The 16,106-nt window shown below is 54.6% G+C and carries 13 protein-coding genes and 1 CRISPR repeat array; of the genes, 6 read left to right on the top strand and 7 right to left on the bottom strand.

What is annotated here, in order from left to right; translation table 11 throughout:
* Nucleotides 1-68: 68 nt before the first annotated feature.
* Complete coding sequence (locus ONV78_RS08685) at nt 69-935, top strand: transporter substrate-binding domain-containing protein (protein ID WP_279502627.1); 867 nt, start codon at nt 69-71, stop codon at nt 933-935.
* Between the two features lie 100 nt (nt 936-1,035).
* On the opposite strand, the gene ONV78_RS08680 is transcribed toward ONV78_RS08685, so the two are convergent.
* On the bottom strand, nt 1,036-1,440 hold the full coding sequence (locus ONV78_RS08680) for a hypothetical protein (RefSeq protein ID WP_216739162.1): 405 nt from the start codon (nt 1,438-1,440) through the stop codon (nt 1,036-1,038).
* Nucleotides 1,441-1,782: 342 nt separating this feature from the next.
* Here ONV78_RS08680 and ONV78_RS08675 point away from each other — a divergent pair, with 342 nt between their 5' ends.
* Entirely contained in the window at nt 1,783-3,033 is a 1,251-nt protein-coding gene (locus ONV78_RS08675) for a spermidine/putrescine ABC transporter substrate-binding protein (protein ID WP_216739161.1), read from the top strand.
* Nucleotides 3,034-3,041: 8 nt separating this feature from the next.
* Here the strand turns inward: ONV78_RS08675 and ONV78_RS08670 are convergent, their stop codons facing one another.
* Together ONV78_RS08670 and ONV78_RS08665 are read right to left on the bottom strand one after the other, a co-directional pair.
* The gene (locus tag ONV78_RS08670) at nt 3,042-4,142 is read right to left on the bottom strand and encodes a prohibitin family protein (protein WP_279502623.1); all 1,101 of its coding nucleotides are present in this window, start codon (nt 4,140-4,142) and stop codon (nt 3,042-3,044) included.
* A gap of 110 nt (nt 4,143-4,252) precedes the next feature.
* Entirely contained in the window at nt 4,253-5,929 is a 1,677-nt protein-coding gene (locus tag ONV78_RS08665; RefSeq protein WP_279502622.1) for a cyclic peptide export ABC transporter, read from the bottom strand.
* Nucleotides 5,930-6,404: 475 nt separating this feature from the next.
* On the opposite strand from ONV78_RS08665, the gene ONV78_RS08660 reads away from it, so the two are divergent.
* The 4 genes from ONV78_RS08660 to ONV78_RS08645 all read left to right on the top strand — a co-directional run bounded on the left by ONV78_RS08660 (nt 6,405) and on the right by ONV78_RS08645 (nt 12,530).
* Nucleotides 6,405-7,304 (top strand): cupin-like domain-containing protein, encoded by a 900-nt coding sequence (locus ONV78_RS08660; RefSeq protein ID WP_216739158.1) that lies wholly within the window; start codon nt 6,405-6,407, stop codon nt 7,302-7,304.
* Nucleotides 7,305-7,414: 110 nt separating this feature from the next.
* Nucleotides 7,415-8,329, top strand: a complete 915-nt coding sequence (locus ONV78_RS08655; protein ID WP_279502619.1) for a cupin-like domain-containing protein — start codon at nt 7,415-7,417, stop codon at nt 8,327-8,329.
* Nucleotides 8,330-8,339: 10 nt separating this feature from the next.
* On the top strand, nt 8,340-10,124 hold the full coding sequence (locus ONV78_RS08650; RefSeq protein ID WP_279502618.1) for a carbamoyltransferase C-terminal domain-containing protein: 1,785 nt from the start codon (nt 8,340-8,342) through the stop codon (nt 10,122-10,124).
* A gap of 309 nt (nt 10,125-10,433) precedes the next feature.
* A CRISPR array of direct repeats spans nt 10,434-11,390; the repeat unit is 20 nt; unit sequence GCGGAGGCGTGGATTGAAAC.
* A 393-nt stretch (nt 11,391-11,783) separates the two neighbouring features.
* Nucleotides 11,784-12,530 (top strand): class I SAM-dependent methyltransferase, encoded by a 747-nt coding sequence (locus ONV78_RS08645; RefSeq protein ID WP_279502617.1) that lies wholly within the window; start codon nt 11,784-11,786, stop codon nt 12,528-12,530.
* Here the strand turns inward: ONV78_RS08645 and ONV78_RS08640 are convergent.
* The 4 genes from ONV78_RS08640 to ONV78_RS08625 all read right to left on the bottom strand — a co-directional run bounded on the left by ONV78_RS08640 (nt 12,527) and on the right by ONV78_RS08625 (nt 15,915).
* Nucleotides 12,527-13,006, bottom strand: a complete 480-nt coding sequence (locus ONV78_RS08640) for a YbhB/YbcL family Raf kinase inhibitor-like protein (protein ID WP_279502616.1) — start codon at nt 13,004-13,006, stop codon at nt 12,527-12,529. The two genes, ONV78_RS08645 and ONV78_RS08640, sit on opposite strands and share 4 nt — an antisense overlap.
* A gap of 40 nt (nt 13,007-13,046) precedes the next feature.
* Nucleotides 13,047-13,784, bottom strand: coding sequence for a dienelactone hydrolase family protein (locus ONV78_RS08635; protein ID WP_279502614.1), 738 nt, complete (start codon nt 13,782-13,784; stop codon nt 13,047-13,049).
* Nucleotides 13,785-13,880: 96 nt separating this feature from the next.
* Nucleotides 13,881-15,092, bottom strand: a complete 1,212-nt coding sequence (gene chrA, locus ONV78_RS08630; RefSeq protein ID WP_279502612.1) for a chromate efflux transporter — start codon at nt 15,090-15,092, stop codon at nt 13,881-13,883.
* 82 nt (nt 15,093-15,174) lie between these two features.
* Nucleotides 15,175-15,915, bottom strand: coding sequence for a hypothetical protein (locus ONV78_RS08625; protein WP_279502610.1), 741 nt, complete (start codon nt 15,913-15,915; stop codon nt 15,175-15,177).
* Nucleotides 15,916-16,106 lie beyond the last annotated feature (191 nt).

Raw genomic sequence — 16,106 nt, 5'->3', positions numbered from 1 at the left:
TTATGAGAGGAATGCCTCTTCTGCAATTCAGCCCACCATCTCTCCTTGGCTACCTCGGAGCTTCAACAATGTCCCCTGTGAAAGTTTCCAAGCTCACCGTGGCGCTCATGTTTAGCCTGTTGTTTTTGGCTGCGCCTGCTTATTCCGCTTGCTCCAAATCCCTGGTCATCAATCAGGCGAATTGGAAGCCTTATATGTACGTGAAGGAAAACGGAGAACTTGCCGGTTTGGACTATGAACTGGTCAAAGCCATATTGGACCTCGCTGGCTGCGAGTATACGTTTGTGCGGATTCCCTCCAAGCGGGCGTTATTGGAACTGGAGAAAGGGCGCGTGGACATGGTGGCGGGCGCCTCCATTACGCCGGAAAGGGAAGTGTACGGGCGCTTCACCGTCAGTTATCGGGATGAAACCATGGTGATTTTCATCCGCAAGGAACAGCAGAACTATTACCCCGCCTCAAGCCTGAATGAGCTGTTGAATAACTATCAGCTGATCTTCGGCGCTGTCATCGGCGCCTATTATGGGGCGGAGTACGAGCTGTTGGATCACGCCTCGCTGGCGAAAGACAACCGCCTGATCCTGATGAAAGACAACGAACGACTGCTGGATTTACTGGTGTTGAACCGCTTGGACGCCATCGCAGGCGACCGGGTCAGTTTGAGCGTCATGGCGCGAACGCTGGGCATTGCGGAGAAGGTGGCCATTCATGAACACCTGTTGAATCAGGATTTCGTGCATTTCCTGTTAAGCAAGAAATCCACGACGCCGCAGGACCGGGAGGTGCTGAACAGCGCTATTCAGACGTTTGTTAAGTCGGATGAATATAAATATATTCTCAGCCGTTATGGACTGGAGCCCTATACCCGCCCTGGATCGGATAAAGTCCTGCACGACTTTTATCTGGATCAGCTAGAGAAGGCGGAACAGAACTGAGATGAGCGGAACTGAGATGAGATTGCGGCGACTCCGCGCAGATGCGCGGAGTCTGTCGTTTCAGGCATAAAACCTGAGAAAATATCTGAAGTTATTCAGATCAAGGAGTCAGCACTTCAAACTCCTGACCGGTTTCGAACACGAAGGCCCGACCGGGACATCCTTTAGCATCAAAGTCATACCATTTTGCATGCAATGAACCATCCGTCGTCTTCGTGTAGCCGCAGCCCCGATCGGGGTTGGGCTCGTTCAGGTTCCAGTGCACATCACAGCCGCCGTTGTCGACAAACCCCGTAGAGGTTTTCACATAGCGGCAGTCCTCGGGCCAGATACAGGACAAAGTCCATAAGCCCGCGCACTTGATTTCCTCTCCCGCCATCACGGCGGCGTTATATTGCTCGTCGACCACCTGAATTCCCTCTATTGTGGCGAATTCCTGAGCCTGTATCGCTGCGCTTAACAACAGCGCGCTCGTCAGCATCATGCCTTGTTTGAAATAAGTCATTTTTTCTCCTTTATTATGTTCGCCTAGTCCTATTGATTGGCTTAAAACGACCGCGCAGAGACGTATCCTGACGCCTTCTGCGCTTTGCGGCGCTCCACTCCAGGTGACATCCAGAGGGGAGCGTGCGGATGTATTTTTAACACAGTTATTGTGACGAAATATTGTATATTTCCGGCATTTTGAATTGCGCCGGCGCTGTCGTTTCAGACATCTAAAGGAAGCCAGTAATTCGCGGGATTAATTGTTCCAGAACAGGAGGTCGGGAGAGCATAAAATCCGCTATAATTTTCTCGTCATCCGCGCCATTATGGCGGACAAAAAAGGATATCCCGGACAGGAAATATGAAAAAACATGGAACGCTTTTTTTCTTAGTCGTCTTTACCGCCCTGATGGCCTTGCTGGTCGGCGTGTACTGGCAGGAAATCGAACGCAGCGTCGACGCCAAAGATACGCTCGCCCTGGGCGGCACCAAGATGAAATACAGGGAAACCCTGAAGGTGCTGCTGTGGAAGGGCTATATTCCCGACTCCGTGCACAAGAAAATTCAGCAGGATCTGAATATCAACATAGAGGTCACCACTTTTGATTCCGATGCGGAGTTCAAGAAACATCTGAATCTTCACGGCAACGACGACAAGAATCCCAACGATCCGGAAATTCCCTTCGATATCATCATGCCCACCGACTACATGGTGTTGAGTCTGGCGGAGAAAGGGCTGATCGAGAAAATCAACTACGACAAGATTCCCAACTACCGCAATATCGCGATGAACCTGCGGCGTCAGGATTTCGCCAGAAGCCTGTTCGATTACTCGGTGCCTTATATCTACGGCAGCCTGGGCATTGGTTATAACTACTGGGAAATCGGCAATATCGTGTTTAACTGGAAGATGCTGTTCGAACCACAGTCGAACACTTCTCTGAAAGGGTTGATAGCTATTTCGCCGGACGCCCGCATCAGTCTTGGCATTGCGCTGCTCGCCATGGGCAAGTCGCCGAACTCCACAGATGAGGACGAAGTACAAAAGGCGGGGGAATATCTGAAAACGGCTATCGCCAAATACGATATACGCATGATGAACTCCGGCATGGGCGACATGCTGGCCAGTCAGGACTTGTTGCTGACCATGGCCTGGAGCGGTGAAATTGCGGAAGCGCTTAATGAAGATCCGGACGTCAGCGGCATTAACAGCCTGGCGGCGAAAATCGTGCGTTTCTCGTTACCGGACGAGGGCGCTCTGGTGTATTTCGACGCGCTGGCGATTCCCAAAACCTCCACCAAGCAGGAACTGGCGCTGGAATACATCAACTGCCTGCTTGACCCCTTTATGTCGGCGGACGTCACTAATTACTCCTACTTCGCCACCGTCAATCAACAGGCGGAGCCTTATGTGAAGACCGAGATCGTGAATGGCCCGGCTTACTTCCTGCCCACCACCACCGGTCCTGTGTTTATCCGCCAATACCTGGGGGATGACGAGAAGATCTACGACACCGTATGGCGCGACGTCATGCGCTTTTACTTCGAACATCTACGCAAGCAGAACTACTACAAAACCGAACGCAGCCAGCACCAGCTCTGGAAGTTCTGAGGCGACCGTCAATCGACGGTCACCCCCACATCCTGACGTTGTTCAATGCCTTCCCCCAGATTCTTGGTGCTGGGCTTGGCGGTTGGCGTTGAAGGGATGATGGCGTTGGAAGGCGCGGACGGGTCGCTTGCTCTCGGCTGTGCAGTCGGCGTTGCGGAGGAGGTCAGGGCGTCGTCCGTCTGAGCGATGTTGGTGGACTTCAGGCTGGAGGCGAATACGGAGGACAGGTCTGAAATGCCCACGGGAGAACTGGGCGCCGCCGCAGTGGTCGTGTCGCCGGCGGTATTCAGAATCAACGGCAGACCGTCGGTGCCGCTGCCGCCAATCACCACCAGCTTGGCGTTGTTGGATTTCGCCAGCTCCAGTGTGGCGCGAATACCCTGATAGCGCAGATATTCCGGCGTCAGCCCTTCGTTGACGTTTTTCTGGAACTGCTGAATCCCTTGCGACTCATACTGCTTGCGCTGAATCTCCAACTGCTCCCGCTCCAGAATATAGGTGTACGCCAGGGCCTTTTGTTCCTCTTCCAGTTTGGTTTCTATGGCGGAGGCGACGGTGTCCGGCAGATGAATTTCCTTGATCAACAGATCGTCCAGCACGATATGCCGTTGTTGCAGTTCGGTCAGCGCCATCAGCACGATGTTCTGAATGATGTTGCCCTGGGTGGCGTAAATGTCGTCCGGTTCATACTCGCCCAGCACCCGACGGATAATGGCTTGGGTTTCCGGTATCACCACCCGGTCGATATACTCCGGTCCTACATACTCATGTAACAGGTACAGCGTCTTGCGATTGGGGGAGAAACGCACTGACGCGCGCACCCGAATCAGCAGGCCGTTTTTACTGAGCACGGTGAAGATGGTTTCCCGCTGCTGCACCCGCACTTCGTATTTATACATGATGTTGAACGGGTTGATGATGTGCAGCCCGCCGCCGTAGACCCGCTGCTCCACGCCGTCGTCGAAGCGTTTCCAGAGCACGCCGGCTTCCCCGGGGTAAATATTGATGAAGATGCGGTGAAATAAGTAGGCGACAAGAAACAGGAAGATAAAAAACAACACGATGAGAGGGACCTTGGCGCGGCGCCAGAATGGCCGCCAGCGCGTCATGAATCTCTCTCTCCAGCGTTTATTTCCCTTACTTCTCATGGATGCCGTCGCATTCATACCCAAAAGTCCCTTCTTGAACCAAACGTCCGCACTCTCCTGACGCTGGAGAGTTAAATGTGCAGACTAGGATTTGTGATTATTTTGCCAGCGTCGAGTTTGATCACCCGGTCAGCGATATCGAAATAATGATCGTCGTGGGTGGCCGCGATAATGGTTTTACCCTGCGCCTTCATTTCGGGAAGGATGGTCTCATAGAAATAGCGCCGGAAATCCGGGTCCTGATCCGCCGCCCATTCATCGAAAACATAGATCTGTTTGTCCTCCAGCAAGGACACAATCAGCGCCATACGTTTCTTCTGGCCGGTGGACAGCTTGATGTCGCTGATTTCGTTGTCCTTGATCTGGCAACGCTCTGACAGTTTCATCAGCTCCAGCAGGCGCTTCACTTTGCTGCGATCTTTGACGTCCACGCCATACAGATGCTTGAACAAATGGAAGTCGGAAAAGATGACGGAATACAGGCTGCGGTATTGCAGCATGTTGTTGGCGTGCAGGGGGCTTCCGTCCAGCAAAATACTGCCGGTATCGGGCTGGTATAGCGCCGTCAGCAGCTTGAGAAAGGTGGACTTGCCGCTGCCGTTGCCGCCGATCATGAAGATGATCTCGCCCCGTTTGATCGTCAGATCGATAGGCCCGACGGTGAAGCCTTTGGCTTGTCCCGGGCCTGGCTGACCGTTTTCGTTGTAGCTGAATTTGAGGTGATCGCAGCGAATTTCCTGGAACGGCGCTTCCTGATTCTGTGCGAGGGCGTCCTCATTGGAGAAGTGCGTCAGTTGGTCTGATTCGATGCTGCGCAAACCGTCCAGCTCTGTCTCCAGGCGCTGAATATTGACGATGGCCACGTTGCTTTTGGCGATCAATGGCGCCACGCCGACGATTTCGCTCAAGGGGCCGATGACGAACAGCATGATGGCCGCCAGCTTGGGAATGCTCTCCGTGGAAGAGGCGCTGATCATCGGGATCAGGAAGATGATGGACGCCATCAGAATAAAGGTGAAACTCTGGGTGAAGACGTTGAGGTTGTTGTACGCCAGACCGGTTTCTATTTTCAGCGTCTCCATACTGTTGGAGAGCGGCAGCAAACGCTCCTGGTAGAAACAGTTGCTTTTCGACGGGTTGATCTTCAGCTCCTTGAAGCCGTCCAACAGTTCGCCAAGAGCGTCGAAATACTCATTCTGCTTCTCCGACGCCATGTGCAGCTTACGGTGCAATACGCGCTGACGAGCGAAAAAATAGAGCAGACAGAGCGCAGTGGTCAGCACCGTGAGGAGCAGGGCGGTGGTGGACACATAAGCAATGAACATCAGCGCGAATATCACCATCACAAAAGAGCCGATGGCGTTGATAATGAAGGGCGTATATTGCGACAGCGTCAGGGTTTCCGTGTTCAACACCGAATACATACGACCGCGGCCCACTTTCTCAAACGCGCGCAGGTCCGTTTTACGGATTTTATCGGCGATGCGGGTGCGGATACGCTCAAGGACATGCTCCACCTGGGTGGTGTTGTAATTGAGGGTATAGCGTTTGCTGAGCCAGAATGCGGCCAGGGCGACGGCGAACATCAGCAGGTAGCGGAAGTTCAGTTCATGGGGGGCGGCGTGTTGCGCGGCGTGAATAACGATGACGGCGATGACGCCGTTGAGCATACCGCTGACCACCACCATCGCCAGCGCGTAATAATTGAAGTCCGCGTGTTCCCGTTTAATAAAGTTCAGAAATTCCATATAACGCAGCGACCGCCCATGTCCGGGTGATAAGGGATTCTTTTTGTATTTCTGTCAGACGGGTGCTGGGGGAAGAATAGATAGAGAGCGGACAAAGCCCTGTAAATACAGCATATTCCTGTTTTTCGATCACCCTTCCATAGTGTGCGAAATCATTCTAGGAGCTTTGCGCCGATATTTCTAATATTTCCTGCACTTGCGCGCGCGGAAAAATATTTTCTGAGAATCCGCTACCGATTTTTTCTCGCTTAACTATACTTATCGCTACCTTGCTCGCGCAGGGGGCGTCCCGTCTGGTCCAAAATTTATAGAAAGGACTGATTTAGAAGGAAAATTAATTTTTCCGGGAAGCCCGTCCAGAGCAAGGCGCAGCCCGTCAGGGAGTTCAACAAGGGCTGTCGCAGCCGCACGTATGGGCGCCAAAAATGTGCGGAGGTAACCTCATATAACAACAAGATAAAAGTTGATAAGCGACATGGAAAAACTTGCTGACGTCGAGGCGTGTCCCGTTGATCGTCTGGATATCTCTCAAATCACCCCCCAACTGTTTCACTCGGAATACCGGCGCAAAAGTCGCCCCCTTATCATCACCGGCGCTCTGAACGACGCCAAAAACTGGTCCCTTGAATTTATGTGTCGCGAAGTCGGCGATCGTAAATTTCCCGTGCGCTGCTACGGCCCTGGACACTTCAACAAGCCCAAATCGGAATGGAGCAAATACTGCGATTATCAGGAGATGAAACTCGCTGATTATGCATTGCAGCTGACCAGCGATTACGCGCGCAAGAACAATCATTACATGGGACAGGTCGCCATCGGCGATACGCCGCTGGCCAATGTGCTGCGAGGCGCGCTGGGTAATATTTCCGAGCGTTGCGATATGCAGAAAGCCACGGACATGTTCCTCTGGCTGGGGCCCAGCGGCCACACCGAACCGCTGCATTGGGATTGCGGGGAGGGCACGGTGCTGATGCTGCACGGCGCCAAGAAAGTGGTGCTGTTTCCGCCGGAGCAAAGTGAAAACCTGTATCCCTTTTCGCTCTATGGCAGCCCCGCTGCGCCCTGGTTCAGCAAGGTCTACGTGGCGAAGCCGGATTACGACGCCTACCCGAAACTGCGGGAAGCCATGAAACACAAAATCGAGCTGGTGCTGCGTAAAGGCGAGGTGCTGTTCATCCCCGTGTACTGGTGGCATGAACTGTCCAGCATCGGCAAGGATTTCTATACCTGCTCGGTCAATCGCTTCTGGCGGGTCAAGCCGTTCTCCCGTCTGACCAGCAATAAACTGGGACTGGCGCTGTACCTGTCCCAACTGGGTCTGATGACCGTTAATGGCGTTATCGACGGTTTGCGCAGACCGGCTGATGTGGTTTAGGGGTTAGAACGCGACGGGGTTATCAGGATGATCGCCTGAGGTTCCGTCGTCGCTCTGTCGTATCTTCCGCCACGCCCCCAATAAAATCTCTTCCCAAGGAGATGCCTGTCATGAACAAGGAAAAGAGTTACGGCTTGCAGTCCGAGGTGGAACGTCTGGATGCAGAGGACAGTGAAAGGTTCGCCGCGTTATGTCAGGAGTCATCGCGACCGGTGATTCTGACCGGAGGCGCGCTGGCGTGGCCGGCGCTGGAGAAATGGACGCCGGATTATTTTCGACGACGTTTCGCTTCGCAACGAGTGCGCCCGTCCTTGCAGTTGCCCGCCTATGGCGCTCCCTATTTCAGCACCGAAAAACATCACCGCAGAGAGATGTACCTGAGCGAGTTTATCGACATTCTGGAGACGGGCGACGCCTGTTATGTCGACCAGACCGACGTGCACTCTTTTAGCGGTCTGGAGGAGGATTATTGCTATCAGAAGTTTATTCCGCCGGGGTTGAATTTCACCAGTCTCTGGATCGGCTCCAAGACCCGCTCGGGACTGCATTACGACAATATGGACAACCTGTTCGTGCAGGTTTACGGAGAGAAAAAAGCGATCCTGCTGGCCCCGCAGGAAGCGCGTAATTTATATCCCTTTGGCGACTGCATCTCCAAGAGTCGGGTGGACCCGGAACGTCCCGATCTGATGCATTATCCCCGTTTCGCCAAGGCGCAAACCCTGATTGCCCGCCTGCAACCCGGCGACATTTTATTTTTCCCGCGTGGTTGGTGGCATCACTTTTCGTCCCCCGGGCCGTCGATCTCACTGTCCTGTTGGTATGGCGCGCCGCTCACCATCGCCGAGCAGGCGCGCGGGGTGAATCTGGCGGGACGGCATTTGTGGTTTCGCATCCTGCGCGACTTCCTCTGGCACGGTGTGTTAGGCCGCGCCTACAACCAGCGATTATTCAGTACGCCTCCTACCGGCAAGCTGCTTTATGACTTGCTGTTCGCACCCAAACGACTGACAAAAACCGAATAAAGGAATGCTTATGTCTAAACCAATTTATGTGCTGGGAACCGGACTGTCCCATGACGGTTCGGCGTGCCTGTTAAAAGATGGCGAGGTGTGCGTGGCCATCGAGAAAGAGCGGATCACCCGCATCAAGCATGACGGTTTTTGCGACAGCGAGGCGATGCAATATTGTCTGGACGCCGAGGGCATCGGCTTTGACGATGTGGCGGTGGTGGTGCAGAACGCCAATTTCAGCAACTTCGATCGCGGCAACAAGATCTTTCATGGGCAACCGCGAATCATTCCGGATCACGTTAAAACCGTCACCATTTCTCACCATCTGGCGCATGCCTACAGCGTAGTGGGAACCAGTCCCTTTGATGAAATGGCGGTGCTGGTGATTGACGGCTGCGGCAGCAGTTGGGACGACTGTCTGGATCTCGACGGCGCTCATCTGCCGGAGCCGCAACCGGATTCTGACAATAATCATCTTTTCTTCGAAAAGGACAGTTATTACCTTTATGAGAAAGGGAAGTTGCGTCCGGTTTACAAAGATTTCTCTCCTTTCGGCTATTTTCTCAAGGGATACTCCATGTGCCCGCCGACCACCAAACACTCCATTGGTGGGCTGTATTCCGGCGTGAGCCAGTATGTGTTTCAGGGCATGGAAGACCCGGGCAAACTGATGGGGCTGGCGCCTTATGGACGTCCTGGCGTTTATGATTTTCAGGCCTTCGAATGTCGCGACGGACGCGTGTTCGTCAATTATGACTGGATGAAGCACTTCGATCGGCCGCGGGTTCGCTATGAAGATCTGGCGGAGAATTTCGACTACTACGCGGATATCGCCTATTGGATGCAGCGGGAGATTGAGCGCGCGTTGTTGTATCTGGTGAACCATCGCTTCGAGCATCAACCCCACAAAAACCTGGGATACGCCGGCGGCGTGGCGCTCAATGCGGTGGCCAACGCCAAGCTGTTGAAGCAGACCGGCTTCGAGGATTTCTATTTTCAACCTGCGGCGGCGGATAACGGTTTGGCTATCGGCTGCGCCTATTACGGCTGGCTGGAAGTGCTGGGACAGGAGCGGATCAAGCACGACGCGTCGCCTTATTTCGGCAAGTCCTACGAAGCGGAGGAACTGTATCCCGCCATGCAGACATACGCCGGAAAAATCAGTTACCGACGCCTGCCGGAAGACGAAGCGATCAATCGTACCGCGGAATTGCTGGCCGCCGGCAAAGTGGTCGCCTGGTTTGAAAAAGGCTCCGAATTTGGGCCGCGCGCCCTGGGGCACCGCAGCATCCTGGCGGACCCACGTAACCCGGACGTACGCGAGCATATCAACCGCAACGTTAAATTCCGCGAAGACTTCCGGCCGTTCGCACCCTCCGTGCCGCTGGAAAAAGCCGGCGTCTATTTTGACTGCGACTATCCCAGCCCCTACATGATTCTGGTGGCCCCGACCCGGCAAGAATGGAAAAAAGAAATCCCCGCCGTCGTCCACGCGGACGGCTCCGCCAGAGTGCAGACGGTGACCGAGTCCGTCTCGCCCAACTACTATCGGCTGCTAAACAAATTTGGCGAACTCACTGGCGTTTCCGTACTGCTCAACACCTCGTTCAACAAGAAAGGCATGCCCATCGTAGAAACCCCCAAAGAAGCCCTCGACTTCTTCATGGAATGCGCCCTGGACGCCCTGGTCATCGACGGCTGCCTGATCGAAAAAGCCGCCGTCGCCCAGGAACCCAGCAAAGTGGATGAGAAGAAAGAATGGGAAAAAAGCCTGGGCAGCCTGTACCCGGAAAACGTGGGGATTTGATCCAATAATCCGTTTGTGTCCCTCAACAAAAATCCCCCGCGCGAGCGGGGGATGGGTACTCCTGCGGATGCGCTTGAATTAAGCTATTCACTCTCAAGTTCAGACTCATTTCTTTCCTATACTTAAACCACACAGCGCTAACCCCTGGCTCCCATAAAATCCCTGGGAGGTTAGCGATCATGCAAAACACTGAAAGACAAAAGCTTTTCATCGCAGACAGAGAAAAACCGCTCTTTAACAACCCGAAAACACCAGGTTAGCGCAAATACGCCATTAACACCTTTGGAATCATTGCATTATAGTTAGGCTGTCGCCTCCCATGCGGAGGCGTGGATTGAAACATAACAACGTTGACGTCTTTGAAATTGCGCCCGGTCGCCTCCCATGCGGAGGCGTGGATTGAAACGTTGTAAAACCGCCTAAAAATTCAACGGTTAGAAGTCGCCTCCCATGCGGAGGCGTGGATTGAAACATCAGCTATTTCGTGACAACTTGGAACCTGATGGCGGGTCGCCTCCCATGCGGAGGCGTGGATTGAAACACTGCATCAAATGACGTTGGCGTTTCCGGCACAGTCGCCTCCCATGCGGAGGCGTGGATTGAAACACAACATGGGCAATCCCCAAAACGAAGAAAGGACGTCGCCTCCCACGCGGAGGCGTGGATTGAAACATGTCGCTGACAATCTCTTGACCGGTAGCTGTATGTCGCCTCCCACGCGGAGGCGTGGATTGAAACGTGCAGTTTCCAAGCGCATGGACAGCAGGCCAGAGTCGCCTCCCACGCGGAGGCGTGGATTGAAACTGTTTCAACCTCGGGAAGATGGGTAACTTTGGGTGGTCGCCTCCCACGCGGAGGCGTGGATTGAAACGCGGGCTTGACCGCCTATAAACAATTCATCCTGTGTCGCCTCCCACGCGGAGGCGTGGATTGAAACGCTGAGGGGCATAGGGGCGATTTACTGAGGGCATGTCGCCTCCCACGCGGAGGCGTGGATTGAAACAAAACCGTAAAACAATGGTCAATGAAAATATGCGGTCGCCTCCCACGCGGAGGCGTGGATTGAAACACTACCATGCTACGCCCCACGGGCAAGCAGTGGTGTCGCCTCCCACGCGGAGGCGTGGATTGAAACCTGAGCTAGGTTGGGGTGACTCCATTGAAACTAAGTCGCCTCCCACGCGGTGGCGTGGATTGAAACGAGACTGAAGGATTGATCAGTAAAAAGATGTTGGTCGCCTCCCATGCGGAGGCGTGGATTGAAACTGTGCGTTAATGCGGGTGTCGTTTTAGGTATCGTATCGCTTCCTGCTTGAAGGTTTAGATTGAGGATCAACTTGGCCAGTTTAGCCCAGATGAGTTTTGGTGGCCTTGCTGAGGGGTACCATCAAACGGAAACACTGTCTGTGTTTTCGCTAGGCATGCACGGCTCAGCCTCATAAAATGCTCGACCCTTTATTCCAATCGGTGGTCGTTCATTGAAAAAATATCCTTATCCGGTAGCCATATTTACTGTGCGGAAGACTACAAGCTCTAGCGTTATTTAAAGCCGCTTTAGCCAACCATTATCCTGCCTCGCGCATTTGCGATTTCCCCTCAAACAAGTAATAGTCACTAATGAATCTTTGATGCTTTTCAAACTGTTAAGGATGAGGGGACATGGATATTCAGAAGCTGTTCGATGATAAGGCGGAGATATATGCGAAGGCGCGGCCGCATTATCCCAAGGCGTTGTATCAGTGGTTGGCGGATGCGTGCGACGGGCATGAGCGGGTGTGGGATGCTGCTTGTGGGAATGGGCAGGCGGCGGCTGATTTGCGGGAGTATTTTTCCGTCGTGGAAGCCAGTGACGTCAGTGCGGCGCAGATTGAAAACGCGCCGACGTATCATAGCGTTCACTACGCCGTGCAACCCTGTGAAAAAACCGGTTATCCCAATGATTATTTCGACGCTGTCTGCGTTGCTTTGGCCTTGCACTGGTTCGATTATGGGAAGTTCTGGCCGGAGGTGAAGCGGGTGTTGCGTCCGGGCGGGTTGTTTGCGGCCTGGGGTTATAGCTGGCCGCATCTTGGTATGGAATTGGATGGCGTTCTGGAACAGAGTCTGTTGCAGGTGATCGAGCCTTACTGGGCGCCGCAAAACCTGTTGTTGTGGAATGAATACAAAGAGGTTCCTTTTCCGTTTGAACCCATTCGTACGCCACGGTTTGAATTGATCATGCCCTGGACACTGGACGAATTTTTCTCCTACCTGCATAGCTGGTCGGCGACCCGGCGCTGTATGGAAGATCGCGGCGACAGCTTCTTCGCGGATAGTTACGCCCGAATGAAGGAAGCCTGGGGCGGGGTGGAAACCCGCCCGGTGACGATGGACGTATTTATCCTCGCCGGCCGCCACGGGGGCTAGCCGCGGCTATATACGCCAACCAGTCGATTCATGCCGATGACATGGGGCTCCACTTTCTCCAGCAGTTGCCAGAGAGTGAGCCCTTCGGGCAGATCCAGCTGGGCGTTGAGCGCCAGAATCCAGAAATAGTAGCGATGAGTCCCGTGCCCTGGCGGCGGCATGGGGCCGCCATAACCGGTTTTACCGAAGTCCGTTCTGCCGCTGGCGTAGGCGTCGACGCCTTCCGGCAGACTGTGCACGTTGGAAGGAATGTTATACAACGCCCAATGCACAAAGCCGTAGGTTCCCTTTGCGCCGATCAAGGGCGCGTCCGGATCATGACAGACCACGGCGAAGCTCTGCGTTCCCGCGGGTTCTCCCGACCAGGATAGCGCCGGCGAGACATCTTCGCCTTCGCCGGTATGTTTGCTGGGGATGCGGCCGTCATTGCTGAACGCCGCGCTGGTAAGCTGCATGTTGGATAAAGCAAATCCCATGAATCCTCTCCCTAAAAAGCCTGTTCCTGATTGAACGGATTTACTGCGTCACGCTGGTGAGAAATTCACCGAAACGGCGCCAGGATTTCTTGTCCGCATCTTCCCTGTATCGATCCGATCCAAATACCGTGAAAGCATGAGGCGCGCCGCTATAAGTAATCATTTCGTGGCGCACGCCGCTTTTTTCAAGCTCATTGGCCAAGGCTGCGAACTGATCCATGGTGATGGCGGAATCTGCGCTGCCGTGCATGATCAGGAGCTGGCCGTGGGTTTTGCTGTAGTCCTGACCGTCCGGTGTTTGCAGTCCGCCATGAAAGGTGGCGAAACCTTTCAGGTCCGCGCCGGAACGCGCCATCTCCAATACCGCCGCGCCGCCGAAGCAATACCCAATGGCCACGGCGTTGTTGATGTTTCCGCCTTCAGATTTCGCCGTATCCAGCGACGCCTGCAACAGCTTGCGCATTTTATTGCGGTCTTTATAAAGTTCGCCGGTATGCTGGCGTTTGTCTTCGTCTTTGGTGGGGCGTACGCCTGCGCCGAACAGATCGACGGCGAATACCGAGTAGCCCATGTCCGATAACATTTCCGCACGTTTGACTTCGTAGTCGGTCAGTCCATCCCAGTCGTGCACCAGCAGCACCAGAGGCGCGTCTTTGCCGGGGCTGACGTAATAACCTTCGTAGGCGTCGCCGTCGACCTTATAGGTGACGGTTTTGCCTGCGGCGAGGGCGCTGCAGGAAACGACAAGGCTTAGCAGGGTGAGTAGTGGCTTTCTCATAACCGGTCTCCGTATTAGTTTTTATTGTGAGGCGCGCCGGCGCAGGGTTGGCCGGCGACACTACTCAGTCTAGTACGAAGCGGGAAAGAATCAGGTTTACAGGTAATAAATCCATGCGCCAGCGACGGTGGTGGCGATAACGACCTTCCACGGCGCCAGTTTCCAGATGGTTAATAAGCAGAACGCGGTGAGGGCGATGGCGAAGTCACTTGGCGACAGTATGGAACTGGTCCATACGGGATGGTAAAGCGCAGAACCCAGCAACCCGACCACGGCTGCGTTGGCGCCCGCCATGGCGGCCTGGGCGCGGGTTTGCTGGCGGAAACGGTCCCAGTGCGGCAGTACGGCGACGACCAGCAGCATACCCGGCAGGAAAATGGCGACAAGACTGATGGCGGCGCCGAGCAGGGCGTTTGGCGTCAGCGACACGGAGGCGCCCAAGTAGGCGGCGAACGTAAACAACGGCCCGGGAACCGCCTGCGCAGCGCCATATCCCGCGATGAAACTGTTGGCGCTGACCCAGCCCGTGTCGACCACGCTGGCCTCCAACAAAGGCAGCACCACATGACCGCCGCCAAACACCAGCGCTCCGGCCCGATAAAAGGCTTCGAACAGCGCCAGGGCATTGGAGCCGGTGGAGAGGGTAAGCGCAGGCAGGATCAGCAATAAAAGAAAAAAGGTCGCCAGCGCCACGTAGGACTTGCCGTGAGGAAACTCCACCGGCCGATGCTCCTCCACTTTGCGTTGCGCATGACCGCAAAGAAGCAAGCCCGCTCCGGCGCCAAGCGCAATGACGCCTATTTGTCCGAAGGCCGAGGGCAGGGCGGCGGTCAGAATCACCGCGACGAGGGCGATGCCGGCGCGCTGTCTATCTGGACACAGATTGCGCGCCATTCCCCACACAGCCTGCGCGACCACTGCGACTGCAACCAGCTTCAATCCGTGGATCAGACTTTGCCCGATGCTTCCGGCAAATGCGTCGGCGCTAAGCGCGAAGAGCAACAGAAACAACGCGGATGGTAAGGTAAAAGCGGTCCAGGCGGCCAACGCGCCTTGCAGGCCGCCACGACGCATCCCCAACGCAAACCCCACCTGACTGCTTGCCGGCCCCGGCAGGAACTGACACAACGCCACCAGATCGGCGTAACTCTCTTCACTCAACCAGCGTCGCCGGGTGACGAACTCATCCCGAAAATACCCCAGATGCGCCACCGGCCCGCCAAAAGACGTCAGTCCCAGCTTTAAAAACGCGCGAAAGATATCGCCGGTCGTGGAGGTTTGAGCAGGAGCGTCAGAGAGGTCGTTCATAGCGGCGTTTGTGAATCAAAAAGTGCGAAATGCTAAGTCTGTTGTATTGCGCTTTGATGACAAAGTAGGGTCTCCTTCCAGTCTATTCCAAGCCTCTTTCCTGCAGGAGCTTTTGTAAGATTGGGAAGTCACAGTCGCCACGAATGTTGGGTTGATCTTTCACCAATAAGGCCAGCTCCCTCCAGCGATCATGAGCCGCCACATCAGGGAGAATAAGGGCTCGTACCATCATCACGTAGCTTTTGATGGGTAGCGTCCATTGCATTAAATTTGGATGGGAAAGCACTTGGGATAAAGGTAATAACTCACCAATAAACGCATATGGGTCCGACTCAATTAGGTGAGGTATCAGTTGGGCCCATTGAGGGTGGTCAGCGAGCATTGCGGGTAAAATGACGTCTTCGCTGATTAGGGCTTGGTGCCCTGGGCAATCGCTCATTTCAATCAGTTTGAGTACCAAGTCAAACCATTGCGGATGGGCGCGGGCCGCCTTTACCCCAAGCAGTTCGGCTACGCTGTAGGTAGTGCTGTATCCATCGAACCCCTGACATAGTCCCCCTTCGTCATCTTCGAAAGAAATGCGTTCGCCGTAGACTTCTTCCGCTACGTCCTCGAAGTCGCGGGAGGCGTTGATCGCCGCCTCCACCAGTTCCGGCCAGCGTGGGTGAGCGACGGCGTCTGGATGGGCGAGTATGGCGCTGCAGGCCTCATTCGCGGCTTCGACAGCGTCGTCGTCATTGGTTGACATGTGAGCAAGCAAATCCAACGCCCAGTTGGCGTCTTGAATGGCGGAAGCGGTTAAAAGTTGCTCCAATTCTTTCACGACTGAATTTCCTCTTGGATCTCTCTGTAAATTCACGGACAAATGGCCGATTCACCCTGTGCTCCACGGGTGTTATACCTTAATACGGCCGTTAACGCTAACCAGCTCCGGGTTTCGTGGCGGACTGTCGCATTAGGGTGTATCCAGTAGCCTCGGCAACCCGGCCAAGCCCCGTGGCGACGCCAATTCCT

The sequence above is a fragment of the Hahella sp. CR1 genome, from assembly GCF_029813005.1.
Taxonomy (GTDB): Bacteria; Pseudomonadota; Gammaproteobacteria; order Pseudomonadales; family Oleiphilaceae; genus Hahella.
Note: the sequence above shows the minus strand (reverse complement) of the source record. Positions and strands in the feature narration are given on the sequence as shown.